This is a genomic window from Flindersiella endophytica (assembly GCF_054779015.1).
On the sequence record NZ_BAAGYY010000036.1, the window covers coordinates 215,298 to 240,116 of the forward strand.

The window sequence follows — 24,819 nt, forward strand, 5'->3', positions numbered from 1 at the left end:
TAAGGGCTCGCAATCGAACGAAGGGGACACCGCATCGTGGCTGCAGAGACGTTCCGCCAAGTGCTCGGACAACGCGTACTAGTGGCGGACGGCGCGATGGGCACCATGTTGCAGGCCTACGACCTCAGCGTCGATGGTGACTTCCAGGGCCTGGAAGGCTGCAACGAGATCCTGAACGTATCTCGGCCCGATGTCGTGCGTGCGATCCATGACGCCTACTACTCCGTCGGCGTCGACTGTGTAGAGACCAACACGTTCGGCGCCAACCTCAGTGCGCTCACCGAATACGACATCCCGGAACGCATCTATGAGCTGGCCGAAGCCGGCGCGCGGCTGGCGCGCGAAGTCGCCGACCAGCACTCGACGGCGGACCGGCGGCGCTACGTGCTCGGCTCGATGGGCCCGGGCACCAAGCTTCCGACGCTCGGCCACGTCGCCTACGCCAAGCTCCGCGACGCCTATCAGCAGAACGCCGAGGGTCTGGTCGCCGGCGGCGCTGACGCGCTGATCGTCGAAACATCGCAGGACCTGCTGCAGACCAAGGCCGCGATCCTCGGCGCCCGGCGCGCGATCGAGAAGCTCGGCGCCGACGTTCCGGTGATCGCGTCGGTCACGGTCGAGACGACCGGCACCATGCTCCTCGGTTCCGAGATCGGTGCCGCGCTGACCGCGCTCGAGCCGCTCGGCATCGACGTCATCGGGCTCAACTGCGCGACCGGCCCGGCGGAGATGAGCGAGCACCTGCGCTATCTCGCCAGGCACGCGACCGTTCCGCTGTCCTGCATGCCCAACGCCGGCCTGCCCGAGCTCACCGCCAGCGGCGCGCACTACCCCCTGACGCCGGAGCAGCTCACCGAGGCTCACCAGACGTTCATCAAGGACTACGGCCTCTCGCTGGTCGGCGGCTGCTGCGGAACCACGCCGGAGCACCTCCGCCAGGTCGTCGAGGCTGTGCGGGCGGTGGAAGTGCCGGCCCGGCAGCCGACCATCGAGCCGGGGCTCGCGAGCCTCTACCAGCCCGTTCCGTTCCAGCAGGACGCCTCCTACCTCGCGATCGGCGAGCGGACGAACGCCAACGGCTCCAAGGCGTTCCGCGAGGCGATGATCGACGGTCGCTGGGACGACTGTGTCGACATCGCGCGCGCCCAGATCCGCGACGGCTCGCACATCCTCGACCTCTGCGTCGACTACGTAGGCCGCGACGGCGTCGCCGACATGCGCGAGATCGGCTCCCGGCTGGCGACAGCATCGACGCTGCCGATCATGCTCGACTCCACCGAGCCGCCTGTGCTGGAAGCCGGACTCGAGATGTTCGGCGGCCGGTGCGCGATCAACTCCGTCAACTTCGAGGACGGCGAGGGCCCGGAGAGCCGGTTCGCCAAGATCATGCCGCTCGTCCGCGAGCACGGCGCCGCGGTCGTCGCGCTGACGATCGACGAGGAGGGCCAGGCGCGCACTGCCGACAAGAAGCTCGAGATCGCCGAGCGGCTCATCTCCACGCTGACCGGTGAGTGGGGGATGCGTGAGTCCGACATCCTGGTCGACACGCTGACGTTCACGCTCGCGACCGGCCAGGAGGACAGCCGCAAGGACGGCATCGAGACGATCGAGGCGATCCGCCGGCTGAAGCAAGCCCACCCTGACGTCCAGACCGTGCTCGGCCTGTCCAACATCTCGTTCGGCCTCAACCCCGCCGCCCGTCAGGTCGTCAACTCCGTCTTCCTGCACGAGTGCGCGGAGGCGGGGCTCGACTCCGCGATCGTGCACGCCAGCAAGATCCTGCCGATCGCGCGGATCCCGGAGGAGCAGCGGCAGGTCGCGTACGACCTGGTCTACGACCGGCGCAGGCCGGAGGACGAGTACGACCCGCTGCAGCGGCTGCTCGAGCTGTTCGCCGGCGTGAAGACGTCCGACACCAAGGAGTCCCGCGCCCAGGAGCTGGCCGCGCTCCCGCTCGGCGAGCGGCTGCGGCGCCGGATCATCGACGGCGAGGGCACTGGCCTGGAAGCCGACCTGCAGCAGGCCATGGACGAGGGTCGCGCCGCGCTGGAGATCATCAACGACGAGCTGCTCGAAGGCATGAAGGTCGTCGGTGAGCTGTTCGGCAAGGGCGAGATGCAGCTGCCGTTCGTCCTCCAGTCGGCCGAGGTGATGAAAACCGCGGTCGCCTACCTCGAGCCGTTCATGGAGAAGACCGACGACGACGGCAAGGGCACGATCGTGCTGGCCACCGTCAAGGGCGACGTGCACGACATCGGCAAGAACCTCGTCGACATCATCCTCACCAACAACGGCTACAACGTCGTCAACCTCGGCATCAAGCAGCCGATCAACCACATCCTCGAGGCCGCCGACGAGCACCGGGCCGACGTGATCGGCATGTCCGGGCTGCTGGTGAAGAGCACGGTCATCATGAAGGAGAACCTCGAGGAGATGAACGGGCGAGGCGCCTCGGCACAACGGCCCGTCCTGCTCGGCGGCGCGGCGCTGACCCGGGCCTACGTCGAGGAGGACCTCGCGGACCTCTACCAGGGCGAGGTGCGCTACGCCCGCGACGCGTTCGAGGGCCTGCGGCTGATGGACGCGGTGATGGACGTCAAGCGGGGCGTGCCAGGTGCCGCCCTGCCGGAACTGCGCAAGCGGCGCACGCGTACGTCCTCGTTGAAGGAGACGCCGCCGGAGGAGATGCCGGCGCGTTCCGACGTGGCCATCGACAACCCCGTACCCGCGCCACCGTTCTGGGGCGACCGGGTGGTCAAGGGCATCCCGCTGGCCGACTACGCCTCGATGCTCGACGAGCGGGCGCTGTTCCTTGGCCAGTGGGGGCTCAAGTCCTCGCGGGCGGCCGACGGTCCTTCCTACGACGAGCTGATCGAGACCGAGGGACGGCCGCGACTGCGGGCGCTGCTCGACCGGGTGCAGACCGACGGCCTCCTCGAGGCCGGCGTGGTCTACGGCTACTTCCGGGCCGCCTCGAAGGGCGACGACCTGTACGTCCTGGGGGAGTCCGGCGAGGAGCTGAGCCGCTTCACCTTCCCGCGCCAGCGCCGCGACCGGCACCTCTGCCTGGCCGACTTCTTCCGGCCGTCGGAGTCGGGCGAGACCGACGTGGTCGGGTTCATGGTGGCCACGGTCGGGCCGCGCATCTCCGAGGCCACGGCGGAGCTGTTCGGCGGCAACCACTATCGGGAGTACCTCGAGCTGCACGGCCTGTCGGTGCAGCTGGCGGAGGCGCTCACGGAGTACTGGCACGCGCGGATGCGCGCCGAGCTCGGCTTCGGCGGCGAGGACCAGTCGACTGACGTGCAGGACATGATCCACAAGCTCGGCTACCGCGGCGCGCGGTTCTCGCTGGGTTACGGCGCCTGCCCCGACCTGGAGGACCGCGCCAAGATCGTGGAGCTGCTGAAGCCCGACCGGATCGGCGTGTCGTTGTCGGAGGAGTTCCAGCTCGACCCCGAGCAGTCCACCGACGCGATCGTGCTGCACCACCCCGAGGCGAAGTACTTCAACACCTGACGGGTCAGCCGCGGCGGTCTCCTGGCGCGATCAAACCGGTCTCGTACGCCAGGATGACCGCCTGCACGCGGTCCCGCAGGCCGAGCTTGGCCAGGATCCGCTTGACGTGCGTCTTGATCGTCGACTCCTCCACCACCAGCGAGGCGGCGATCTCGGCGTTCGACTGACCACGCGCGATCAGCTCCAGCACGTCGCGCTCACGCGGAGTCAGCTGACGCAGCCGGCGGGCGGACGCCGTGTCCAGCCGCGGTTGGCGGGCGAGCTTGCCGATCACGGTACGGGTGACCGCGGGCGACAGCAGCGCCTCGCCGGCGGCGACGGCGTGGATGCCGGCGATGAGCTGTTCCGGCTGCGTGCGCTTCAACAGGAAGCCGCTCGCACCCGCACTCAGTGCGCCGAAGATGTACTCCTCGTCCTCGAACGTCGTCAGTACGAGGATCCGGGCGGCCGGTGCTGCCGCGACGACCTGCGCGGTCGCGGCGATGCCGTCGAGCTCGGGCATCCGTACGTCCATCAGGACGACGTCCGGCGCCAGGTCCGCGGCGGCCGTGACTCCGGCCCGCCCGTCGCCGGCCTCACCGACGACCTCGATCCGGTCGTCGCTGGAAAGGACGGCCCGCAGCCCGGCCCGCATCAGGTCGTCGTCGTCGACGACGAGAACTCTCACCATGCCTTGTCCTCGTGGTACGGAAGCCTGGCGCGCACCCGGAACGCGTCGCCGGCCTCGGTGAGGCCGGCTGACAGCGTGCCGCCGAGCAGGCTCGCACGCTCGCGCATCCCGATAATGCCGTGCCCTCCACCGGCAGCCGGCCGGTGGCCGGCACCGACCGGGTTCGTCACGGTCGCCTCCACCGCGGCCGGCTGGAACCGCAGCACCACCGAAGCACTGCCGGTACCGTGCCGGCTGGCGTTCGTCAGCGCTTCCTGCAGGATTCGGTACGCGGCCCAGGCCACGCTGCGCGGCACGCCTTCGCGCGAGCCGCTGACGTCGAGCGAGACCTCCAGGCCGTCTGCCCGCTGCCGCTGGACCAGCTCCTCCAGCGCGATCGGGTTCGCCGGCAACAGTGCCGCCGGGCCGTCGTCGCCCGAGTCCCTGCGCAGCGCCCGCACCATCCGGTCGATCTCGCCGATCGTGTCGTGAGCGACCTGCTCGATCACGCCGATCGCCTGCCGGGAGCCGTCGGGGTCGCGGTCGTACAGCAGCCGCGCGGCCCCGGCCTGCACGAGGATCACGTTGATCGCGTGTGCCGCCGAGTCGTGCAGCTCCCGCGCGATCCGGGTGCGTTCCTCCGCGGCGGCCAGCTGGCGCTCACGCTCGGCCTCCCGTTCGGTCCGGATCGCGCGGTCCTCCAGCGCCGCGTACCGTTCGCGGCGCAGCCGGGTCCGGTCACCGGCCACCCAGGCGCCGGCGAACCCCGCGGTCCAGATCAGGGCACCCGCGAGCGACGTGCCGGGGTCTCGGTCACGTTCGAGATAGATCGCGCTGGTCGCGAGCAGGTACACGGCGGTGGCGAGCAGAGCGGCGTACCGGCGCCGGCGGTCGGCGTCGCCGCCGTAGCGGTCGGCGACCGTGTAGAGCGCGACGACCGCGCCGAACGGGAAGTCAAGCGCGTAGGTGAGCCCGACGAGCCCGAGGCTTGCTGCGCTCACCGCCAGCTGGACAGTGAACGGCGCCACCCGCCGAAGCAGCAGCGGCAGGGCGGTCGCAACGGCCAGCACGATGCCCAGCGCGTCGAGGCCGATCGTGCCCGTGCTGTCGACGCCGTACCGGCCCTCGGACAGCATGCCGAGCGTCACCAGCAGGACGGCCAGTGCGACGCCGGCGTCGGCCAGAAACGTTCGGGCAGACCTCACTTCGAGCACAGGAGTGAGCGTATTCCGGTGAGACCCTGAGCCGAATCGCCCGCGAGGGGCATCCGGTGTGCTCCCGCGGGGGGACACCGGAATCACCCGGCAAGGCGTTTCGAGCAAGTGGCCGGCGTACCTACCGTCACCGGCATGTCCACTTCCCTCACCACATCGAGCCGGTTCGAACGCCTCGCGGGCTGGTCCCAGCGTCATCGCTGGTGGGCTCTCGCGCTGTGGGTGCTCGTCCTGGCCGGCGTCACCGTCGGGTCGAACGCGATCGGCGACGCCTTCCGCAACGACTTCTCGCTGCCGGGTACGCAGTCGCAGCAGGCCCTCGACGCGCTGGAGACGCATGCACCCGACCAGGCCGGCGCCACGGTCCAGATCGTCGTCACAGACCAGGCCGGGCTGCGCGAGCCGGCCACTCAGCAGGCGGTCGAGGCGATGCTCGCGAACGTACGCGACCTGCCGCACGTCGAGGACGTCCGCAGCCCATACGCCGACCGGTCCGCGATCTCCGAACCCGGAACGATCGGATACGCCACGATCACACTCGACGCCCAGTCGACCGACGTACCGCCAGACGACGTACGCCGCATCATCGACACCGCGCAGGCGGCCGAGGGCGGCGGCCTCCGCGTCGAGCTCGGCGGCGACCCGGTCCGCGGCGCCGAGGAGGCTTCGGGCGGCGCGGCCGAAGGGATCGGCCTGCTCGCCGCACTGGTGATCCTCGTCCTGCTGTTCGGCTCGGTGCTGGCCGCGGGCATCCCGATCGTCATCGCGATCTTCGCGGTCGGCAGTGCGATCGGCCTGGTCACGCTCGCCTCGCACATCGCGACCGTCGCCGACTTCACCACGCCGCTGCTGATCCTGGTCGGGCTCGGCGTCGGCATCGACTACGCGCTGCTGGTGTTCTCGCGGTTCCGTTCCGAGCTGCTCGCGGACGCGCCGCGCGAAGCCGCGATCCGCAGGGCGCTCGACACAGCCGGCCGGACCGTCTTCTTCGCCGCGTGCACCGTGGTGATCGCCCTGCTGGGCCTGGTTGCGCTCGGCCTCGGATCGCTGCAGGGCGTCGCTGTGGCGGTCGCGGTGACCGTGCTGGTGACGATGCTCGCGACGCTGACGTTGCTGCCCGCCCTGCTGTCGATCCTCGGCGGCCGGATCGAACGCGCGGTACGCCGCCGGGCCGCCCGCAAGGGCACCGCCCGGGTCGACGGCGAGCGCTGGCGCCGCTGGTCGAGCTTCGTACAGCGCCGCCCCTGGCCCGCGCTGCTGGTCGCCATCGCCGCCCTGGTCGCACTCGCGGCACCGCTGCTCGGCATGCGGCTGGGCTTCGCCGACTCCGGCAACGACGCATCGGAGACCACGTCGCGGCAGGCGTACGACCTGCTGGCCAAGGGCTTCGGCCCGGGCTTCAACGGCCCGCTCGTCGTCGTGTCCGAGGGCAGCCCGCAGGCGGCGGCCGAGCTGCGCGGCACGCTCGTCGCGACCGACGGGGTGGCAGCGGCCACGCCGGTCATCCCGGCCAGGAGCGGCGACCTCGCCACGGTCATCGTGTTCCCGGACGCCAGCCCGCAGGACCCGGCGACCACCGACCTGGTCGAGAGGCTGCGCGAGGACGTACTCCCGCCGCTGGAACGCGAGACCGGCGCGACCTACCTGGTCGGTGGCTCGACCGCGGCGGTCGTCGACTTCGCGGGCGCGGTGGCCGACCGGCTGCCGCTGTTCATCCTCGTCGTGGTCGGCCTGTCGGCCCTGCTGCTGGCCGTGGTGTTCCGCTCGCTGCTGATCCCGTTGAAGGCCGCGATCCTCAACCTGCTCAGCGTCGGCGCCGCGATGGGCGTGATCACGCTGGTGTTCCAGGAGGGCGTGCTGAGCGGTCCACTCGGAGCCGAGCCAGGCCCGGTCGAGGCGTACGTGCCGGTGCTGATCTTCGCGATCGCGTTCGGCCTCTCGATGGACTACGAGGTGTTCCTGCTCGCACGCATGCACGAGGTCTGGGAACGCGACGGCGACGCTCCGGGCGCGATCCGCGAAGGACTTGCCACGACCGGACGAGTGGTGACGGCAGCCGCAGCGATCATGGTCGTCGTGTTCAGCTCCTTCCTGCTGAGCCCCGACCGGATGCTCAAGCAGTTCGGCCTGGGCCTCGCGGTCGCGGTGCTGCTGGACGCCCTGGTGATCCGCTGCCTGATCCTTCCGGCCGTGATGCACCTGCTCGGCAGGTGGGCGTGGTGGCTGCCGGCACCGATCGCTCGCCGGCTGCCAAGAATCGCGCTCGAACACCAGTAGGAGGCGCTCGACGGCGTGTTCGTGCTCAGTTGCGCCGACAGCTGCTTCACGAACTCGGCGGGAAAGCGATTCAGCGGTTCGACCTTCGGCTATGCCAACCCTGTCTTGACGGCGACCACTCGACGTCGCCCGCGACTACGAGGCGTTCCGCGGCCGGCTCACCCGCCATTTCCCGCTCGCGCGGTATCGGGTAATCCAGGACTTGTGAACAAACCCGCACGTAATGTGAAACAAGGGGCGTCGCCGATCGCGGCGCCCCTTCCGGTTTCCCGAGTCCGGCGGAAGCACTACGATCTTCTCTGCTTGGGGATGGGCGAGAGACACCGGTGAAGGGGCAAATGTACCAAGGTCGCACGCAGCGCCAGCGGATGTTGCCGGTCGCCGTCGTCCTCGACCTGGAAGGGACCCTGGTCGAGACCGAGACCGTCTGGTGGCAGGCGGAGGAGCAGTTCGTCAAGGCCCATCGCGGGCGATGGAACGAACGGCTCGCCCAGTCGTTGCTCGGTGCCACGATGGATCAGATCGGAGGCCGGCTGTTCGAGGCCGTCGGCCGGCCTGACGACCTGGCGCCGGGCGAGATCGTCGACGAGCTGGTGAAGAAAGTGGTCAGCGCGCTGCGCAGGGACGTGCGCTGGCGACCGGGTGCGCTGGAGTTCCTCGGCATGCTCGCCACCCGGCACGTTCCGCTCGCCGTGGTGACGCCCGCCTACCGTCCGATCGTCGACGTCATCCTGTCGCACCTGTGGGGCGAGATGATCTGGGCCACGGTCGCCGGCGAAGAGGTGAAGCGGCCCCGGCCACACCCGGAGTCCTATCTGCTCGCCGCACGCAAGCTCAACGTCGACCCGCAGGACTGCATCGCGGTAGACAGCTGGCCGGCCGGACTCGCTGCGGCCGAGGAGGCCGGCTACTGCACGGTCGCCGTACCCAACCACGCCGAGATCCGACCGGCGCCGGGCCGGATCGTGCCGCGTTCGCTGGCCGAGGTCGACATGGGCATGCTGCGCACGCTCGCCGAAACGGAGCTGTAGCCGCCGAGCCCGCGTTGGCAGCCGGTGCCTAACGGGACAGAACGGCCTCGAACGGCAACGTGCGGTACTGGAAAGAACGCGGTTGGTAGGCATTGTCGGGCCGGTAATTCGCGGTAGTTACCAGCCAGTAAATTGGGCACCTTGGCGCCAAAGGGTTGGTTACCCAATTGCGACATTGGCTCGGCTGCAAGTCGTTCACAGCCGCGCCAATGGCCAGATATGGTGCCTGGACGGGCCCGGATCGGACCCGATCTCATTCGACGACCGAGGTGGAACATGCGACACAGCACGAGCCGCAAGGTCTTCGCACTAGCGGCCGGCGTTGCGCTGGTGATGGCCGCTGCGGCCTGCGGAGGCGATGAGGGCGACGGCGGCAGCAGTAATACCCAGAAGCAGGTGCCTCTGATCTTCGGCACAACGGAGAACTTCGTTGGCGCCGATCCGGCGGCATCCTATGACTGGCCGAGTTCCTTGTTGCTGACCAACACCTCACAGACCCTGCTGGAGATCCCAGCCGGTGGCAACAAGCCTTCGCCCGATGTCGCGGAGAGCTGCAAGTTCGACGACCCGAAGACTTACACCTGCAAGCTGAAAAAGGGCCTGAAGTTCTCCGACGGCAGCGCGCTCGACAGTGCGGACGTCAAGTTCAGCATGGACCGGATGATCGGCATCGCCGATGACCAGGGCCCGTCCAGCATCTACGAGCCGTCGCTTGCCAGCACCGAGGCGCCCGACCCGCTGACGGTGACCTACAAGCTGAAGTATCCCGACGCCACCTGGCCGATGCGGCTCACCTACGGCGGCGCCGCGATCGTGCCGAGCGACAAGTACTCCGCGACGGCGATCCAGAAGGACGGCAAGAAGTTCGTCGGGTCCGGTCCGTACAAGATCGTGAAGTTCGACCCGAGCCAGCAGATCGTGCTCGAGGAGAACACCAACTACACCGGTTCCAACAAGCCGATCCACAAGCAGGTCATCATCCAGAAGTTCAAGGACGAGGCCTCGCTCAAGGCAGCGGTCGAAAACAACGAGGTGCAGGTCGCGTTCCGCACCCTGTCGCCGACTCTGATCTCCGACCTGGAGAAGAACGGCGCCAAGAAGGGCGTGAAGGTCCTCAAGGGTGACGGCGTCGGCATCAGCTACGTCGTCTTCAACCTGTTGAACGGCCCGTTCAAGCAGAAGGAAGTCCGGCAGGCCTTCGCCTACATGATCGACCGCAAGTCGATCGCGACCGACATCTACGACGGAACGGTCGACCCGCTCTACACCATGGTTCCGTCCGCGTTCGCCGGCAGCACCGAGACGTTCAAGACCAAGTACGGCGAGGCGCCCAACCCGGCCGAGGCCAAGAAACTGCTGCAGCAGGCCGGCGTGACGATGCCGGTGAAGGCTCAGCTGTGGTGGAACCCCGACCACTACGGCCAGACCTCGGCCGACATGTACGCCGAGATCGAGCGCCAGGTGGAAAAGGACGGCGTGTTCGACATCTCGCTGCAGAACGCCGCGTGGGACCGCTACAAGGTCGACTACCCCAAGGGTGTCTACCCCGCGTTCCAGTTGGGTTGGTACCCCGACTTCCCGGACGCCGACAACTACCTCTCGCCGTTCTACCAGACCGGCAACTTCATGGAGAAGGGCTCCGGCTACTCCAGCAAGCCGATGGACAAGCTGCTGACCGACGAGCGTTCCAACGCCGAGCCGTCCAAGCGTGAGCCGAGCATCGTGCAGGCTCAGACACTCGGTGCGGAAGACGTGCCGACGCTGCCGATCTGGCAGGACAAGATGATCGCCGCCACCCGCGACGGTGTGACCGGTGTCGAGAAGACGTTCGACGCCGCCAACCAGATCCGGTTCTGGCTGATCGACGCCACGAAGGCCAAGTAGGCCGAGGGGGACAGGCTCGGTGTGCTCGAAAAGAGCGCGAGCCTGTCCCCCTCGTTTGTAACTGTGGGGGGACGACCCCCCACACCCCCCGCGGGGGAGACGAGAGGCGCTTGTTCCTATGTCGGCCAGATCTGGCTCGTTGCGCCGGTACCTCCTGGTGCGCCTGCTGCTGGTGATCCCCAACATCTTCGTCCTGCTCACCATGGTGTTCGTGTTGCTGCGGGTGGCACCGGGTGACCCGATCTCAGCAGCACTCGGTGGCCGGCTGCCGCCATCCGAGCTCGCGGCCAGGCGCGCCGCCGCCGGCTACGACCGGCCGATTCTCGTGCAGTACTGGGACTATCTCACCCAGGTCGTGCAAGGTGACCTGGGCACGGCCATCACCGACAACCGCCCCATCACCCAGATCATGGCGGTCAACGGCGCCGCGACGTTGAGCCTGACGCTCGCCGCGATCATCGTCGCACTCGTGATCGGCATTCCGTTCGGTCTGCTGGGCGCGAGGTTCCGCAACAGCTGGATCGACGTCGCGATCCGGATCTTCGGCGTGCTGACCTACGCCGCTCCGGTGTTCTTCGTCGGTGTGCTGGCGATCGTGCTGTTCACCGGCACGCTCGGCCTGCTGCCGTCCGGCCAGCAGGCGAGTCCGATCCTGCAGTACACCGTGACGTCACACACCAACATCTTCCTGCTCGACACGTTGATAGACGGCAACACCGACGCGTTCGTCGACGGCTTGAAGCACTTGGTCATGCCTGCCGTCACGCTCGGCCTGCTCGTGGCCGGTGTCTTCATCCGGATGATCCGGGTCAACGTTGCACAGACGCTGCGCGACGACTACGTCGAGGCGGCCCGGGCCCGTGGCATCTCCGAACGCCGTGTGGTCTTCCAGCACGCGTTCCGCAACGCGATGGTGCCGTTCGTGACGATTCTCGGCCTGCAGTTCGCGTTGCTGCTGGGTGGGGCGATTCTCACCGAGACGACGTTCAGCTGGCCCGGGATCGGCGCGGAGTTGGTGCGCTACATCAACTCCCGCGACTACGTGGCAGTGCAGGGAATCATGACGATCTTCGCGCTGGCGGTGGTGCTGATCAGCCTGCTGATCGACGTGGTCAACGCACTCATCGACCCGAGGGTGAGGTACTGACATGGCGATCACCCCCACCGTCGAGACCGGCGGCCCGCTGCACCCCGTCTCCAAGCGGCGTTCTCCGCTGGTCCGGCTCACCGCACTGATCGCGCTTCCGTACCGTCGTTCCAGCGGTGTCGCCCGCGGCATGCTGGTCGCCGGCACTGTGATGACCGGGCTGGTCGTGCTGGTGGCGGTCTTCGCGCCGCTGCTGGCACCGTTCGGCTTCAACCAGGTCGAGGACGCCTCGGGCCAGCGGTTCCCGAAGCAGGTCGGGCCGTCGGGCGAGCACTGGTTCGGCACCAGCGTGCAGCCCTACGACGTGTTCTCCCGCGTCGTGTGGGGCGCGCGCACCGAGATCCAGGTCGTGATCCTGTCGCTGATCCTGACGGTCGCGATCGGCGTGCTGCTCGGACTGATCTCCGGCTTCGTCGGCGGCTGGCTCGACCGCGTGCTCGTGCTCGTCATGGACGCACTGTTCGCGTTTCCCTATCTGCTGCTGGCGATCGTGGTCGCGTTCCTGCTCGCCGACAAGATTCCGGACGCGCTGGGAGGCGGCATCGCGATCGCCGCGGTGGCCATCACCGTGGTCTACGTTCCGCAGTACTTCCGCGTCGTCCGCAACAGCACGGTGAGCGCCAAGGAGGCGACCTACGTCGAGGCGGCCCGCGCGATCGGCGCACCGCCGATGGTCATCATGCTGCGCTACCTCTTCTCCAACGTCGTGCAGAGCGTGCCGGTGATCGCGACGCTCAACGGCGCCGACGCGATCCTGACGCTGGCCGGCCTCGGCTTCCTGGGCTACGGCATCCAGCCGACCGACGCGTCCGAATGGGGTTACGACCTCAACCGCGCGGTCGACGACGCGGCCTCCGGCATCTGGTGGACAGGCGTGTTCCCGGGGCTGGCGATCGTCTGGCTGGTGGTCGGTCTGACGTTCGTCGGCGAGGGCCTGAACGAGACGCTGAACCCGACGCTGCGCGTACGCCGGCTGCTGCCTGTCGTGCTACCGCCCAGGCAGCCGAAGGGCATGGCCGCGGGCGACGAGGGGAAGGCCGCCGAATGAGTGACGTGATCCAGCTGCACAGCAGCGACGAGCCGGTGCTCGAGGTCGACCACCTCCGGGTCTGGTACGGCACCGAACGCGGCCCTGTGCGCGCGGTCGACGACGTCTCGTTCGACCTGCGGCCGGGCGAGACGCTCGGCCTGGTGGGGGAGTCCGGCTGCGGCAAGTCGACGCTCGGCCGTGGGCTGCTCGGCCTGCTGCCGGGCGGTGCGAAGGCCGACGGCCAGGTGATGTTCAAGGGCACCGACCTGCTGACCCTCGACCGGCGCGGGCTCGACCGCATGCGCGGGCCAGAGCTCGGCATGATCTTCCAGGAGCCGCTGACCCGGCTCAACCCGCTGATGCGGATCTCGGAGCACTTCGAGGAAACCCTGCGCAGGCACGAGAAGGGCATCGGCAAGGCGGAGGTCCGGCACCGCTCGATCGACACGTTGCGGCGGATGGGGATTCCACCGAGCCGATATCGCGCGTACCCGCACGAGTTCTCCGGCGGCATGCGGCAGCGCATCATGATCGCGCTCGCGCTCGTGCTGCGCCCGGCGTTCATCGTCGCCGACGAGCCGACCACCGCGCTCGACGTGCTGGTGGAGGCGCAGATCATCCAGATCCTGGCCGACCTGCGGCGCAACTTCGACACCGCGCTGCTGCTGATCACCCACAACCTCGGCATCGTGGCCGAGGCCTGCGACCGGGTGGCGGTGATGTACGCCGGGCACCTGGCCGAGATCGGTGACGCCCGCGAGGTGTTCTCGGCGCCCAAGCACCCGTACACCCGGGAGCTGCTGCGCTCGACGATCTCGCTGGAGACCACCGGCCTGCACTTCATCCCCGGTGCGCCACCTGACCTGGTCGACCCACCGCCGGGCTGCAAGTTCCATCCGCGCTGCCCGGACGCGATGCGGGTGTGCGTCGAGCAGGACCCGGTCGAGACCACCCAGCCGAGCGGCCAGCGGGTCGCGTGCTGGCTGCACGGTCCGGCCGGGCAGATTCCCGAAGGCGGCACCGAAGCCTTGGTACGCGAGGAGATCAGCGTTGCCGACGAAGCCTGAGACCCCGGAAACCCCAGTGACCGTCACGGACGCGGACGACGTGCTGGTCGACGTCCGCGATCTGGAAGTGCACTTCGCGTTGCGGGGCAGCGCGCTCGGCCGGCTGTTCGGTGCCGGCGGCGGTGTCGTCAAGGCCGTCGACGGCGTCAACTTCCAGCTCCGTAAGGGCGAAGTGCTCGGCCTGGTGGGGGAGTCCGGCAGCGGCAAGACCACGCTCGGCCGCGCGCTGCTCGGCCTGGTCCGCCCGACTGCCGGCTCGATCAGCTACCTCGGGCAGGACCTCGCGGAGCTGCGCGAGCGCCAGCTGCGGCCGATGCGGCGCAAGCTGCAGATGGTGTTCCAGGACCCGTCCGCGGCGCTCAACCCGTCGATGGACATCGAGACCGCGGTCGGCGATCCGCTGCGGATCCACAAGCTTGTTTCGAGCAAGGCCGAGCGGCGGGCCGGCGTCGAGGCGGCGCTCGAACGGGTCGGGCTGGCGCCGGTCGAGCAGTACCTCAGCAAGTTCCCGAGCGACCTGTCCGGTGGCCAGAAGCAGCGTGCGGTGTTCGCGCGGGCGCTGATCCTCAACCCGGACCTCGTCGTCGCCGACGAGCCGATCTCGATGCTCGACATGAGCGTGCGCGCGAAGATCCTGCAGCTGATGCTCGATCTCAAGCGCGACCTCGACCTGACCTACGTCTACATCACCCACGACCTGGCTACTGCGAAGTTCTTCTGCGATCGCGTGGCCATCATGTACCTCGGCCGGATCATCGAGATCGGCGCGACCGCGGAGATCTTCGCCGATCCGAAGCACCCGTACACCAAGGCGCTGCTGAAGGCCGTGCCCGAACCCGACCCGAGCAAGGCGGTGCCGCGGGACCTGCCGCGGGGCGAGATCCCGGATGCCGCGATGCCGCCGCTGGGGTGCTCGTTCCACCCACGCTGCCCGCTGGCCTTCGAGCGCTGTGGCTGGGAGAGCCGCGACCTCAAGGCGCTGTTCGAGCAGCGCTGGCTCGGGCTGGAGGAGGAGGCCTACCGCAACGAGCGTGCGGTGATCGGCAACCTCGACGACCTCGACGAGCCCTCCCACCGGGCGGTGCTCAAGCCGGGCAGGGGTTTCACGGCAGAAGACCTGCTGGACCTGACCAAGCGCCTGCGCGCCGCCGACGAGGACGAGCCGCTGTGGCGTGGCGTACGAAGCGTCGAGATCGCCGGCGAGACGGTTGTCGTGGACTTCGAGGAAGGCGAAGACCCGGCACTACGCCCGTCGGCCGGTGTCAACGTGGCGTGTCACCTGTACTGAGCCCACGCAGCGCCCGCAGGTGTCGAGCGTAGACATCCCGGCCGTCCCGCGTGAGGTAGACCTTGTACGTGTCCTTGGCGTGGAGGGTGGTGGCCAGCTTGTCGTCGATCAGAGGCTGCAGCCGGCCGGCCAGCGACAGCTGATCGATGCCGAACGCATCGCGGATGAACGCCAGGTCCACGAGCTCGCCCTCACCGAGCAGGGCGGCGACGCCCAAGGTGTCGGGTGGCAGGAGGGCTGGATGGGGTTCCGCGGCGCCGGTGGGGGTGGGCTGTTCGCCGCGCGCGAGCCGTCCCAGCAGGAACCGCGAGCCGGCGCGCAGCGGGACGATCGCGAACCCGGCGACGACGTTGGGTCGTCGCAGTCGGCTGCGTCGCAGCAGGAAGACGACCAGACGTTCCGAGACGGTCATGGCTGCCACGATGGCGGAGGTCGTCGCCACCGGCCGTTTCATCGACTGCTTCGAACCGAACGAAGGCATCCGGGAGATGACGGGTGCTCTCATGCTGAGAGCGAAGAGCGTCCCCTGCCACGCACCGCGGATGGTCCAGCGCAGGAGCCGGCTGCGGATCAGATCCTTGGGTGCGTACTCCACCAGCGGAGCCAGCGCGAAGAGGATGTGCTGGAGGTACCGCCGTCCACGTCCGGTCGCTCGCTCGGCCTGGATGAGGCCGCGGCTCTCCTCGATCGTGGCGAGCGCGGCGGCAGCCTGCTCCTGGCTGATTCCCTCGCTGTCCATGAGCCCTCCCCGAGGCTGGGTGGACAGCCTACCTCTCGGCCGAACGTGCCAGTCTTACGAAGCTGTGACAGCCCACCGTGGGCCGGACAGCGGCCGGAGGCGCTGCCTACACTCGGTCGGTATGGCAGAGGCAGGGGACCACGAGGCGCCAACGCACTACGTTCTCGTGGTCGACGATGATCCGACCGTCGCGGAGGTCGTGCTGGCTTATCTGAAGAAGGCCGGCAACGTCGTGCAGCACGCTGCCGACGGCGAGACCGCGCTCGCGATGATCGCGCAGCGCCGTCCTGACCTGCTCGTTCTCGACCTGATGCTGCCTGGCGTCGACGGCCTCGAGGTGTGCCGCCGCCTCCGGGCCACCGACGAGGGCCGCGACCTGCCGATCGTGATGCTGACCGCGCTCGGCGGCGAGGCCGATCGCGTGCTGGGCCTGGAGCTCGGAGCCGACGACTACGTCACCAAGCCGTTCAGCCCGCGCGAGCTGGTGCTGCGCGTCCGCTCCGTACTGCGGCGGCACGGCGGCACCGGCACCGGTGCCGCCCAGCCCTGGGCGTCGGCCACCGAGCCGCGCACGCTGACCGACGGCGACCTCGCGCTGGACCTCGCCGCGCACCAGGCGACCCGCGGCGGGAAGCAGCTCGCGCTCACCGTACGCGAGTTCGACCTGCTCGCGTTCCTGCTCGGCCATCCGGGCCAGGCGTTCACCCGTGAGCAACTGCTGGAGAAGGTCTGGGGCTGGACGTTCGGCGACCAGTCGACGGTGACCGTCCACGTCCGGCGGCTACGCGAGAAGGTCGAGCCCGACCCCGGCGAGCCACGCCGGCTGGTCACTGTGTGGGGCGTCGGCTACCGCTGGGCGCCGGCCGGGGAGGAGCCGGCCACGTGAGAGATGTTCTGCTGATCGTCGCGATCGCGGGTGCCTGGTCGGCCGCGATCGGCGTCATCGGGCTGCTGGCCGTTCCCGCCTTACGCAAGGGCTCGGTCCGCCGCTCACTCGTCGCGATCGCCGTCGTGGCCGTGCTCGCGTTCGTCGCCGGCCTCCTCGGCACCGCGCAGGCGATGTTCCTGTCGCCGCACGACTTCCAGGTCACACTGATCGTGATCGCACCGGCCGGGCTGGTGAGCTTCACGATCGCGATGCTGCTGGCCGGTCAGCTCGCCAAGGACAGCCGCGCCCTGGGTGCCGCGGCCCGCACGTTCGGAGAAGCGGGCAGCTACACACCTCCCGACCGCACGCCGAGTGTGGAGCTGGCCGAGGTGTCCCGCGAGCTGGAGGCGGCCAGCCGCAAGCTCGCCGAGTCGCGGCAGCGGGAGCAGGCGCTGGAGGCCTCCCGCCGGGACCTGGTCGCCTGGGTCTCACACGACCTGCGTACGCCGCTGGCCGGGCTGCGGGCGATGGCCGAGGCGCTGGAGGACGGCGTCGCCGAGGATCCACGGCGCTATCACAAGCGGATGCGGGTCGAGGTCGACCGGCTCACCCGGATGGTCGACGACCTGTTCGAGCTGGCCAGGATCCACGCCGGCGCGCTGCAGCTCACGCTGTCGCAGGTCTCGCTGCCCGACCTGGTGAGCGACACGCTGGCCGGAGCGGACCCGCTGGCCAGAGCCAAGGGCGTACGCCTGTCCGGGCACGCCGGCCGGCTGCCGGGCTCGGTCCGGGCCGACGCCCGCGAGCTGTCCCGCGTCCTCACCAACCTGGTCACCAACGCCATCCAGCACACGCCGCACGACGGCGCCGTCGTGGTCGAGGCGGGAGCGCAGGAGGGGGTCGCCGTGTTGTCGGTGACCGACGCCTGTGGAGGCATCCCGGACGGCGACCTCGACCACGTCTTCGAGGTGGCCTGGCGGGGGAGCACCGCACGTACGCCGGCGCCCGGCGAGGGCGATCGAGGCGGTGTCGTCGGCCCCGGAGCGGGTCTCGGGCTGGCGATCGTCCGCGGCATCGTCGAGGCCCACCAGGGCTCGGTCCAGGTGCGCAACATCGGGCAGGGCTGCCGCTTCGAGGTCCGGCTTCCGCTCGGTGTCGCGTGAGCATCGCGTAGCTTGAAGGCGTGACCGAGCCACAAGTCGTCCGTACCCGCAAGGCACTGCGCGAGCTGCTCTCGGCCGACCGTCGCGCCGGCCGGACCATCGGCCTGGTGCCCACGATGGGCTACCTCCACGACGGGCACCTCTCGCTGATCCGCGCCGCCCGTGAGCGCTGCGACACCGTCGTCATGAGCCTGTTCGTCAACCCCACGCAGTTCGGGCCGAACGAGGATCTCGCGGCCTACCCGCGCGACGAGCAGCGCGACGTCGCCCTGGCCGGCGAGGCCGGCGCCGATGTGATCTACGCGCCCGAGGTGGCCGAGGTCTACCCCGACGGCTACACCACCACGGTCGAGGTCACCGGCGAGCTCACGAACGTGCTCGACGGCGACCCGTCCCGGCGTGGGCCGGAGCACTTCCGCGGCGTTACGACCGTCGTGGCGAAGCTGTTCAACGCGGTCGGGCCCGACGTCGCGTACTTCGGCCAGAAGGACGCGCAGCAGGCCCTCGTGATCCAGCGCATGGTGCGCGACCTGGAGTTCCCCGTCGAGATCGTGGTGTGCCCGACCGTCCGCGAGGCCGACGGGCTCGCGATGAGCTCGCGCAACGTCTATCTGCAGCCGGCCGAACGTGAGCAGGCGGTCGCGCTCAACCGGGCACTCAACGTCGCGGTCGAGAGCGCGCGGCCGGGCGGTACCACCGCCGAGGCACTGGCGCGGGCGCACAAGGTGCTGGCGGAGGCCGGGGTCGTACCCGAATACCTCGAGGCGCGCGACGCCGAGACCTTGGCGCCGGTCGAACGGTTCGGCGACCGGCCGGTGCTGATCGCGGTCGCGGCGCGCGTGGGCAAGGCCAGGTTGATCGACAACACCCAGATCGACAGCGTGGTCGTCAACCGGACCCAGAATCGAACCCAGAATCGAACCCAGCGATGACGAGCCTGTTCCGGCTTGCGGAGCTGAAGGCCGAGCGCACGCCGATCGTCATGGTGACGGCCTACGACTTCCCCTCGGCGCGGGTGGCCGAGGCGGCGGGCGTCGACGTCGTCCTGGTCGGCGACTCCGCGGCCACCACCGTGCTCGGCTACGACTCGACCGTCCCCGTCGGCATGGCCGAGATGATCATGTTGGCGAGCGCCGTCAGGCGTGGCCTGCGGACACCTCTGCTGGTCGGCGACCTGCCGTTCGGCTCGTACGAGTCCTCCGACCAGCAGGCGGTCGACAACGCCGTCCGGCTGGTCAAGGAAGCCGGCTGCGACGCGGTGAAGCTCGAACGCGGCGGCCGGTCGGCCGACCGGGCCCGGGCGATCGTCGAGGCCGGCATTCCCGTGATGGGCCACATCGGCCTCACGCCGCAGACCGCCGTCCAGCTCGGCGGGCTGAAGGCCCAGGGCCGGTCGGCGGCGAGTGCCCGCCGGCTGCTCGAGGAGGCCACGGCGCTGGAGGCGGCCGGGTGCTTCTCGCTCGTGTTCGAGGCGATCCCCGCGGCCCTGACCGAGTTGCTGATGCCGCGGCTCGGCGTCCCCGTGATCGGGATCGGCGCGGGCGCGGCCACCGACGGGCAGGTGCTGGTCTTCCACGACCTCCTGGGCCTGCTGGAGGGTCCTGGCGCACGGTTCGTGAAGCGCTACGCCGGCTTGCGCGAGCAACAGATCGAGGCCGTACGAACGTATGCCAAAGAGGTTCGATCGGGCGCGTATCCCGCCGCCGAGCACACATATCCGATGCCTGATGCGGAGCTTGCGGCGTTTCGGACTGAAATCGCCGAGTAACTGAACGGGAACCTGAAGCGGCATCCACGTGTCCAAGTGCCGTCATGGTGGAGGGTGTTGAAGGCGGCGCCGAAGAATCGGCTCAGGCTGCCCAGGAGCATGCGCTGCATCGCAGGATCGGCTACGCCTTACGTCGTGCCGATGCCGCGCTGCGAGGCGCGATGGAGTCGGCGCTGCGGGTCTACGATCTGACGCTCCCGCAGTACGCCTGCCTGGACCTGCTGGACCAGCGGCCCGGGCTGTCGGGTGCCGAGCTGGCCCGTGGCGCGTTCGTCACGCGCCAGTCGATGCACCAGGTGCTGCAGGGCCTGCAGACGGCCGGCCTGGTCGAACGCGACGCGGTGTCGACGCGCGGGCGCGCGTTGCCGGCCAAGCTGACCTCGCACGGGCGCAAGCGGTTGACCAAGGCACGGACGGCGATCGTGGCGATCGAGCAGCGGATGGCGTCAGGCTTACCCGAGGCGGGGCAGCACCGGCTGCTGGCCGACCTCGACACGATCACGGCGTGTGTGCTGGCCAGGCCCGCGGAGACGCCTGGAACCGCTGGGCCTGTCGCACAGTCCAATCTGTCAGAACCCGGCGAAACCGGGTAACTGCATACTGCGAGGCCGGCCCGGCCTGATGGCGGACGCCATACCGGGACAACCCTACGGTGGGGGTTAAGCGTCGAAAAGGTATGCAAAAGATGACAAAGCACCAGAAACCTCTCTCCATCAGCGTGTTGGTCGGCTTTGCTCTTCTGCTGGCCGGCTCGCTGAGCGGCTGTGGCCGCCCGTCGGCCAACGCCTCACCCGGGCCGACAGGCGCTCCGGTCGACGCCGAGGTGGTGGCGTTCAAGCTGGTCGGAGGCACCAAGCCCTACGCCACGGTCCTCGACGACAAGAACGACGTGCTCGCCTACACCAGCCGGCTCACGTTCAGTGACGAGTCGCTGGCCACCGACCTCCGGGACAAGCTCGAGACCTACGACCTCGGCGGTAAGGCGTTGCTGGTCTTCCACGCCGGCATCGGCTGTGACACCGCGAGTGGCGTGGAGCTGCGGCGGTCTGGCGACGACTTCGCGATCCGCTACCTCGACGTGACCGAGCACGAGGAGTGTGTGGCGCAGAAGAGCACGGTCGCGGTCTTCGGCATCGACCGTGCCGACCTGCCGGCCAACCCGAAACTGCAGGGCGACAGCCCCGATCCGGCCGCGCTCGGTGAGCTGGTCGGCTTCCAGCAGTTCGGGAAGAACGGCCTGCGGGTTCCGGAGGTCGACGCGACCGAGATCAGCCAGCCGGACCAGGCCGAACGTTTCCTGGCCCAGTTCCCAGACGGCTTCCCGAAGCTGGCCGCCGACGTCCACGGCGCCGGCCGGACGGCGGGCACGCGGATGTTCGCGTTCCCGGTCAGTGGGTGCCGCAACGACGGCGCCGTGCTCGTCGTGGAGCCGGAGCAGCTGTCGGCCGTGCCGACAGGAGGCGAGAACGTCCGGTGTGTGATGGCCGAGCACTACATCGCGGTGTTCAGCATCGACGCCGACGACGTGCCGGTCGACGCCCGGATCACGGCCGCGACGTCTCGCTGAAGCTCGTCAGGCGTCGTCGACCTGCCAGCGGGCGACCCGTCCGTCCCGGACCACGGCGGTCCAGCGGGCGGGTCCGGCGAGCCGCGCGTCGGCACACTCCGAGCGGCCCTCGATCGTCACGACTGCCCCGTCGGCTGCGTCAGCCACGAGTGACGTGAAGACGTTGCGGTAGTCCGGGAAGGCCTCGAAGAAGCCGCGCCAGGCATCGACGCAGGCGGGCTTGCCGGCGACGGTTTCGCCGGCACTGTCGACGAACGTGTGGTCGTCGGTCATCAGGCCGGCGAGCCGATCCAGGTCACGCGCGTTGATGGCCGCGTTGAACGCCTCGGCCACCGCGGCGCTGTCCACCACGTCGCCGGATACTTCGGTCGGCCCCATGTTCCGACCGTAGTACCCGGCGAGCGTCTCGAGGCTCGAAAGCTAGAGCTGGCGCAGGTTCACGTCGTCGAGCTGGAACCAGGTGTCCTTGCCCTGCGACCAGAAACCGCCGTAGAGCTCGACGAGTGTCTCGTTCCCGGCCTTGAAGTCGAGGGTCACCTGCTTGTACGCCGATGCCGGACCCGCCGGCTTCTCGGCGATGACGCCACGCGCACCGCGTACGCCGAGCACGGAGTTGGTGGCCGAGGCCGACGTGCGTACCCAGGCGGTCAGGCGGTACGACTTGCCGGGCCGGACGGCGACGGTCTGGCTCAGGCCGTTCCAGCCCTGCCAGGCACGTACGTAGCCGTTCTTGTCGCCGGAGTGCGACTGCGTGCCGCCCTCGTCGATGCCGCCGGTGCCGGTGATCCGCCACGGCGCCGGTTTGCGGCTCGCGACCTGGTTCTCGAAGCCCGGATCGCTCACCAGGTTGGCGGAGTCGACGGCGCGGTCGAGCGTCGTCTTCATCAGGTAGACGTTGTAGCGCGGCCACCACGACATCGCGAAGTACAGGTCCGGCGAGCCGGAAGCGGTCGACCAGGGGTGGATCGTCGGGGCGTAGAGGCCGCCGTACTGGCCCTCGGCGCCGCCGCGGACGACGACCTTGCCGCCGCTCCACGGACCGAGCGGCGAGCTGGCCTCGCGCATCACGATCGCGGCCTGGTTCTCGTCGAGATACATCATGATCCAGCGGCCGAGGTACTTGTTGTACGCGACGCTGAGCTCACCACTCGGCGCGGCGACGATCGGGGCCGCCTTCAGGTCGTCGGACTGCCAGCGGTTGCCGTCCCAGTAGCGCCAGGCCGCCTTGTCCAGCACGCTTTTCTCGGGTACCCGCGCGAGGTGGATGTTGCTGAGCCGGCCGTTGGCCGTACCGAAGAGGTAGACATAGCCGCCGTCCTTGGCGAACGCGCCGATCTGGAACGGGTGGTTCCAGTCGGCGGTGTTCTGCCAGCGGGCCTCGGGGGACTTGGTCCAGGTCTGGCCGTTGTCGTCGGAGTAGGCGATGCCGGCGTAGTTGGTGTTCCAGGGGCACCAGCAGTTCTGCGAGAAGTAGTGAATGTACTGCCGGTTGCCGACACTGATGCCGGAGTTCGGGATCACCGTGTGCTCGTCGCGGTCGATCTTCTTGCAGTCGAGCAGCTGGCCGGCGTGGTTTGGCCGGTCGACGATCATGTCGTCGAACGTCACGCCGTCGGCGAGGTTCTGGTCGCCGGAGCGCGCGAGCACGTTGCACCGCCAGTCCGCGGTTGACGGCCCGGCACCGTTGCCGCCCCAGCCTTCGCCGTAGGTGTCACCGAAGGCCATCAGGACCTGACCGGAGCCGTTGTCCCACATCATGCCGAGGTCGGTGCCCATCACCTGATAGGCCGTGTCGGTGTTGTTGATCGAGCCGGCACCGGTGAGCTTGGCCACCTGCTCGGCCATGCTCGGGCCGGGCACGGCCTGGGTGCTGGCTTCGGTTTCGCGTACGGGTTCGATCGGGGCTCCCAGAGTCTTCGAGCTCGAAGAGCCCTTTCCGTACGTGTTCATGCTGACCGGCTCGTTCTGCGCGAACGAGGACGAGGACAGCGGCAGTATCGCGAGTGCGCTCAGCGGCACCAGCGCGAGAAGCAATGACTTCCGACGACGCATGGGCTACATCGTGGTAACGCCCGAGGTCCGGCGCCACCTCCAGACCGGCTTCGGCCTTGTCTCGTTTGTTTCTCGTCGCGTTCTTGCAACCAGCCACGTCGTCGAGCAGACGAACGCCGGCGGTGCGCTCGACCCTGCGCTCGACCTACCGTGGCGGCCGGTCTACCTGAAGATCAGGAAGCGCTGACGAGTGGGAGCTCCTGCTCGGCCTGACGCTTCCACCACAGCCGGCCCTCTTCGGGGAGGGTGTCGATCGGGTCGTAGTACTCGTAGCGGCGGTCGAGGGCGGTGCTGTCTTCGCGCTCGATGCCGGTGAGGTAGTTCTTCTGCCAGTACGAGATGCCCCGGATCTCGTCGTAGCTCTCGACCTGATGGACCCAGCGCTTGCCGACGTACGGCACGTCGCAGACGATGCGCGGGGTGGCGAAGCCCGGGAGGTAGCCGAGGATCCCGTGCTGCAGGGCCTGCGCGTCGCGCACCGGCACCCGCCAGTGCTCGCTGAACGGGATCATGTCGCACATGTAGAAGTAGTACGGCGTGATCATCGCGCCGTCGAGCAGGTTGAAGCTGAGGTCCAGCAGTTGCGGGATCGAGTCGTTGACGCCGCGCATCAGCACGCCCTGGTTGCGTACGTCGCGGATTCCGGTCGCCAGCACGGCCTTGGCGGCCTCGGCGACCAGCGGTGTCACCGACGAAGCGGCGTTGACGTGCGTGTGCAGCGCGATCATCACGCCACGAGCGCGGCCTTTGGTAGCCAGCCGCTCCAGGCCGGCCAGGACGTCGGACTGCAACCAGTGCTGCGGCAGGCCCATCAAGGCCTTGGAGGCCAGCCGGATGTCGCGGATGTTGTCGATGTCGAGCAGGGCGTCGACGAACGCCTCCAGGCGGGCGAACGGCATGTTCGCCACGTCGCCGCCGGAGACCACGACGTCGCGTACCTCGGGATGCGTACGGAGGTAGTCGAGCATGGCGTCGAGCCGGTTGGCCGGCTTCAGCCCGAACTTCAGCTTGTCGATCACCGGCGTGGAGTTGCCGACGAGGTCCATCCGCGTGCAGTGCCCGCAGTACTGCGGGCAGGTCGGCAGGATCTCGGCCAGCACCTTGGTCGGATAGCGGTGGGTGAGACCCTCGGCGACCCACATCTCGTGCTCGTGCAGGGAGTCACGCGCGGCCCGCGGGTGCGACGGCCAGTCGGTACGCCGGTCGGAGAACACCGGCAGCATGTAGCGCCGCACCGGATCGGAGTAGAAGGCATCCGTTGTCGGCGGGCCGTCCGGCTGACCCATGGTGTTGAGCATCTGCGGCGGCAGCAGCATCGACATCGTGGCCCGCTCGGCCTGGTCACGTTCGAGGTCGGCGTAGAACGAGTCGCTCAGCAGCGAGCCCATCACGGCTCGTAGCTGCTTGAGGTTCTTCACGCAGTGCGCGCGCTGCCACTGAGCGGAGCGCCAGTCGGCCTCGCTCACGTCGCGCCAGCCTGGCAGCCGCGTCCAGTCGGGCTCGACCAGGCTGCGGAAGCGGTATTCGTACGGCTGGTGCGGCACCTGCACTGCGTA

21 protein-coding genes are annotated in these 24,819 nt (G+C 69.0%); 15 read left to right on the forward strand and 6 right to left on the reverse strand.

The window, feature by feature from the left end; genetic code table 11:
* Window positions 1-36 precede the first annotated feature (36 nt).
* Window positions 37-3,519: a methionine synthase gene (gene metH, locus ACYVF6_RS39510; protein ID WP_460529677.1), complete on the forward strand. Its 3,483-nt coding sequence runs from the start codon at window positions 37-39 to the stop codon at window positions 3,517-3,519.
* 4 nt (window positions 3,520-3,523) lie between these two features.
* On the opposite strand, the gene ACYVF6_RS39515 is transcribed toward metH, so the two are convergent.
* Both ACYVF6_RS39515 and ACYVF6_RS39520 read right to left on the reverse strand, forming a co-directional pair.
* The gene (locus ACYVF6_RS39515; protein ID WP_460529680.1) at window positions 3,524-4,189 is read right to left on the reverse strand and encodes a transcriptional regulator; all 666 of its coding nucleotides are present in this window, start codon (window positions 4,187-4,189) and stop codon (window positions 3,524-3,526) included.
* Window positions 4,183-5,382, reverse strand: a complete 1,200-nt coding sequence (locus ACYVF6_RS39520; RefSeq protein WP_460529683.1) for a sensor histidine kinase — start codon at window positions 5,380-5,382, stop codon at window positions 4,183-4,185. The genes ACYVF6_RS39515 and ACYVF6_RS39520 overlap by 7 nt, the downstream gene beginning before the upstream one ends.
* A 135-nt stretch (window positions 5,383-5,517) precedes the next feature.
* Here ACYVF6_RS39520 and ACYVF6_RS39525 point away from each other — a divergent pair, with 135 nt between their 5' ends.
* The 7 genes from ACYVF6_RS39525 (at window position 5,518) to ACYVF6_RS39555 (ending at window position 15,106) form a co-directional block, all read left to right on the forward strand.
* Complete coding sequence (locus ACYVF6_RS39525) at window positions 5,518-7,659, forward strand: MMPL family transporter (RefSeq protein WP_460529686.1); 2,142 nt, start codon at window positions 5,518-5,520, stop codon at window positions 7,657-7,659.
* A 338-nt stretch (window positions 7,660-7,997) separates the two neighbouring features.
* Window positions 7,998-8,690 (forward strand): HAD family hydrolase, encoded by a 693-nt coding sequence (locus ACYVF6_RS39530; RefSeq protein WP_460529689.1) that lies wholly within the window; start codon window positions 7,998-8,000, stop codon window positions 8,688-8,690.
* A gap of 276 nt (window positions 8,691-8,966) precedes the next feature.
* Window positions 8,967-10,574 (forward strand): periplasmic substrate-binding domain-containing protein, encoded by a 1,608-nt coding sequence (locus ACYVF6_RS39535; protein WP_460529692.1) that lies wholly within the window; start codon window positions 8,967-8,969, stop codon window positions 10,572-10,574.
* A gap of 118 nt (window positions 10,575-10,692) precedes the next feature.
* Window positions 10,693-11,721, forward strand: a complete 1,029-nt coding sequence (locus ACYVF6_RS39540) for an ABC transporter permease (RefSeq protein ID WP_460529695.1) — start codon at window positions 10,693-10,695, stop codon at window positions 11,719-11,721.
* A gap of 1 nt (window position 11,722) precedes the next feature.
* Window positions 11,723-12,769 (forward strand): ABC transporter permease, encoded by a 1,047-nt coding sequence (locus ACYVF6_RS39545; protein ID WP_460529698.1) that lies wholly within the window; start codon window positions 11,723-11,725, stop codon window positions 12,767-12,769.
* Complete coding sequence (locus ACYVF6_RS39550) at window positions 12,766-13,818, forward strand: ABC transporter ATP-binding protein (RefSeq protein ID WP_460529701.1); 1,053 nt, start codon at window positions 12,766-12,768, stop codon at window positions 13,816-13,818. The genes ACYVF6_RS39545 and ACYVF6_RS39550 overlap by 4 nt, the downstream gene beginning before the upstream one ends.
* The gene (locus ACYVF6_RS39555) at window positions 13,802-15,106 is read left to right on the forward strand and encodes an ABC transporter ATP-binding protein (protein WP_460529704.1); all 1,305 of its coding nucleotides are present in this window, start codon (window positions 13,802-13,804) and stop codon (window positions 15,104-15,106) included. Before ACYVF6_RS39550 ends, ACYVF6_RS39555 begins: the two co-directional genes overlap by 17 nt.
* Here the strand turns inward: ACYVF6_RS39555 and ACYVF6_RS39560 are convergent.
* Window positions 15,081-15,845 carry a hypothetical protein gene (locus ACYVF6_RS39560; RefSeq protein WP_460529707.1) on the reverse strand — a complete coding sequence of 255 codons (765 nt, stop codon included), beginning with the start codon at window positions 15,843-15,845 and terminating at the stop codon, window positions 15,081-15,083. The two genes, ACYVF6_RS39555 and ACYVF6_RS39560, sit on opposite strands and share 26 nt — an antisense overlap.
* A 121-nt stretch (window positions 15,846-15,966) precedes the next feature.
* Here ACYVF6_RS39560 and ACYVF6_RS39565 point away from each other — a divergent pair, with 121 nt between their 5' ends.
* The 6 genes from ACYVF6_RS39565 to ACYVF6_RS39590 all read left to right on the forward strand — a co-directional run bounded on the left by ACYVF6_RS39565 (window position 15,967) and on the right by ACYVF6_RS39590 (window position 21,211).
* Entirely contained in the window at window positions 15,967-16,731 is a 765-nt protein-coding gene (locus ACYVF6_RS39565; protein WP_460529710.1) for a response regulator transcription factor, read from the forward strand.
* On the forward strand, window positions 16,728-17,876 hold the full coding sequence (locus ACYVF6_RS39570; RefSeq protein ID WP_460529713.1) for a sensor histidine kinase: 1,149 nt from the start codon (window positions 16,728-16,730) through the stop codon (window positions 17,874-17,876). Before ACYVF6_RS39565 ends, ACYVF6_RS39570 begins: the two co-directional genes overlap by 4 nt.
* 20 nt (window positions 17,877-17,896) lie before the next feature.
* Window positions 17,897-18,808, forward strand: a complete 912-nt coding sequence (panC, locus tag ACYVF6_RS39575) for a 4-phosphopantoate--beta-alanine ligase (RefSeq protein WP_460529716.1) — start codon at window positions 17,897-17,899, stop codon at window positions 18,806-18,808.
* Window positions 18,805-19,644, forward strand: coding sequence for a 3-methyl-2-oxobutanoate hydroxymethyltransferase (gene panB / locus ACYVF6_RS39580; protein WP_460529719.1), 840 nt, complete (start codon window positions 18,805-18,807; stop codon window positions 19,642-19,644). Before panC ends, panB begins: the two co-directional genes overlap by 4 nt.
* A gap of 44 nt (window positions 19,645-19,688) precedes the next feature.
* The gene (locus tag ACYVF6_RS39585) at window positions 19,689-20,237 is read left to right on the forward strand and encodes a MarR family winged helix-turn-helix transcriptional regulator (protein WP_460529722.1); all 549 of its coding nucleotides are present in this window, start codon (window positions 19,689-19,691) and stop codon (window positions 20,235-20,237) included.
* A gap of 92 nt (window positions 20,238-20,329) precedes the next feature.
* Window positions 20,330-21,211: a hypothetical protein gene (locus ACYVF6_RS39590; RefSeq protein WP_460529725.1), complete on the forward strand. Its 882-nt coding sequence runs from the start codon at window positions 20,330-20,332 to the stop codon at window positions 21,209-21,211.
* Window positions 21,212-21,217: 6 nt separating this feature from the next.
* On the opposite strand, the gene ACYVF6_RS39595 is transcribed toward ACYVF6_RS39590, so the two are convergent.
* A complete protein-coding gene (locus ACYVF6_RS39595; protein WP_460529728.1) occupies window positions 21,218-21,589 on the reverse strand; it encodes a nuclear transport factor 2 family protein in 372 nt (123 codons plus the stop codon).
* A gap of 42 nt (window positions 21,590-21,631) precedes the next feature.
* Window positions 21,632-23,161, reverse strand: a complete 1,530-nt coding sequence (locus tag ACYVF6_RS39600; protein WP_460529731.1) for a DUF4185 domain-containing protein — start codon at window positions 23,159-23,161, stop codon at window positions 21,632-21,634.
* Between ACYVF6_RS39600 and ACYVF6_RS39605 the strand changes: the two genes are divergently transcribed.
* Complete coding sequence (locus tag ACYVF6_RS39605; protein ID WP_460529734.1) at window positions 23,154-23,450, forward strand: hypothetical protein; 297 nt, start codon at window positions 23,154-23,156, stop codon at window positions 23,448-23,450. The two genes, ACYVF6_RS39600 and ACYVF6_RS39605, sit on opposite strands and share 8 nt — an antisense overlap.
* Here ACYVF6_RS39605 and ACYVF6_RS39610 read toward each other — a convergent pair.
* The gene (locus tag ACYVF6_RS39610) at window positions 23,437-24,813 is read right to left on the reverse strand and encodes a KamA family radical SAM protein (protein WP_460529737.1); all 1,377 of its coding nucleotides are present in this window, start codon (window positions 24,811-24,813) and stop codon (window positions 23,437-23,439) included. The two genes, ACYVF6_RS39605 and ACYVF6_RS39610, sit on opposite strands and share 14 nt — an antisense overlap.
* Between the last annotated feature and the right edge of the window lie 6 nt (window positions 24,814-24,819).

Excerpts from the sequence above, each read along its gene's own strand:
- ACYVF6_RS39585 (WP_460529722.1), top strand. The coding sequence starts at position 19,689 with ATGGTGGAGGGTGTTGAAGGCGGCGCCGAAGAATCGGCTCAGGCTGCC.
- ACYVF6_RS39540 (WP_460529695.1), top strand. The coding sequence starts at position 10,693 with ATGTCGGCCAGATCTGGCTCGTTGCGCCGGTACCTCCTGGTGCGCCTG.
- ACYVF6_RS39565 (WP_460529710.1), top strand. The coding sequence starts at position 15,967 with ATGGCAGAGGCAGGGGACCACGAGGCGCCAACGCACTACGTTCTCGTG.
- ACYVF6_RS39595 (WP_460529728.1), bottom strand. The coding sequence starts at position 21,589 with ATGGGGCCGACCGAAGTATCCGGCGACGTGGTGGACAGCGCCGCGGTG.
- ACYVF6_RS39550 (WP_460529701.1), top strand. The coding sequence starts at position 12,766 with ATGAGTGACGTGATCCAGCTGCACAGCAGCGACGAGCCGGTGCTCGAG.
- panB (WP_460529719.1), top strand. The coding sequence starts at position 18,805 with ATGACGAGCCTGTTCCGGCTTGCGGAGCTGAAGGCCGAGCGCACGCCG.
- ACYVF6_RS39530 (WP_460529689.1), top strand. The coding sequence starts at position 7,998 with ATGTACCAAGGTCGCACGCAGCGCCAGCGGATGTTGCCGGTCGCCGTC.
- ACYVF6_RS39545 (WP_460529698.1), top strand. The coding sequence starts at position 11,723 with ATGGCGATCACCCCCACCGTCGAGACCGGCGGCCCGCTGCACCCCGTC.
- ACYVF6_RS39515 (WP_460529680.1), bottom strand. The coding sequence starts at position 4,189 with ATGGTGAGAGTTCTCGTCGTCGACGACGACGACCTGATGCGGGCCGGG.
- ACYVF6_RS39600 (WP_460529731.1), bottom strand. The coding sequence starts at position 23,161 with ATGAACACGTACGGAAAGGGCTCTTCGAGCTCGAAGACTCTGGGAGCC.
- ACYVF6_RS39560 (WP_460529707.1), bottom strand. The coding sequence starts at position 15,845 with ATGGACAGCGAGGGAATCAGCCAGGAGCAGGCTGCCGCCGCGCTCGCC.
- ACYVF6_RS39590 (WP_460529725.1), top strand. The coding sequence starts at position 20,330 with ATGACAAAGCACCAGAAACCTCTCTCCATCAGCGTGTTGGTCGGCTTT.
- ACYVF6_RS39525 (WP_460529686.1), top strand. The coding sequence starts at position 5,518 with ATGTCCACTTCCCTCACCACATCGAGCCGGTTCGAACGCCTCGCGGGC.
- ACYVF6_RS39535 (WP_460529692.1), top strand. The coding sequence starts at position 8,967 with ATGCGACACAGCACGAGCCGCAAGGTCTTCGCACTAGCGGCCGGCGTT.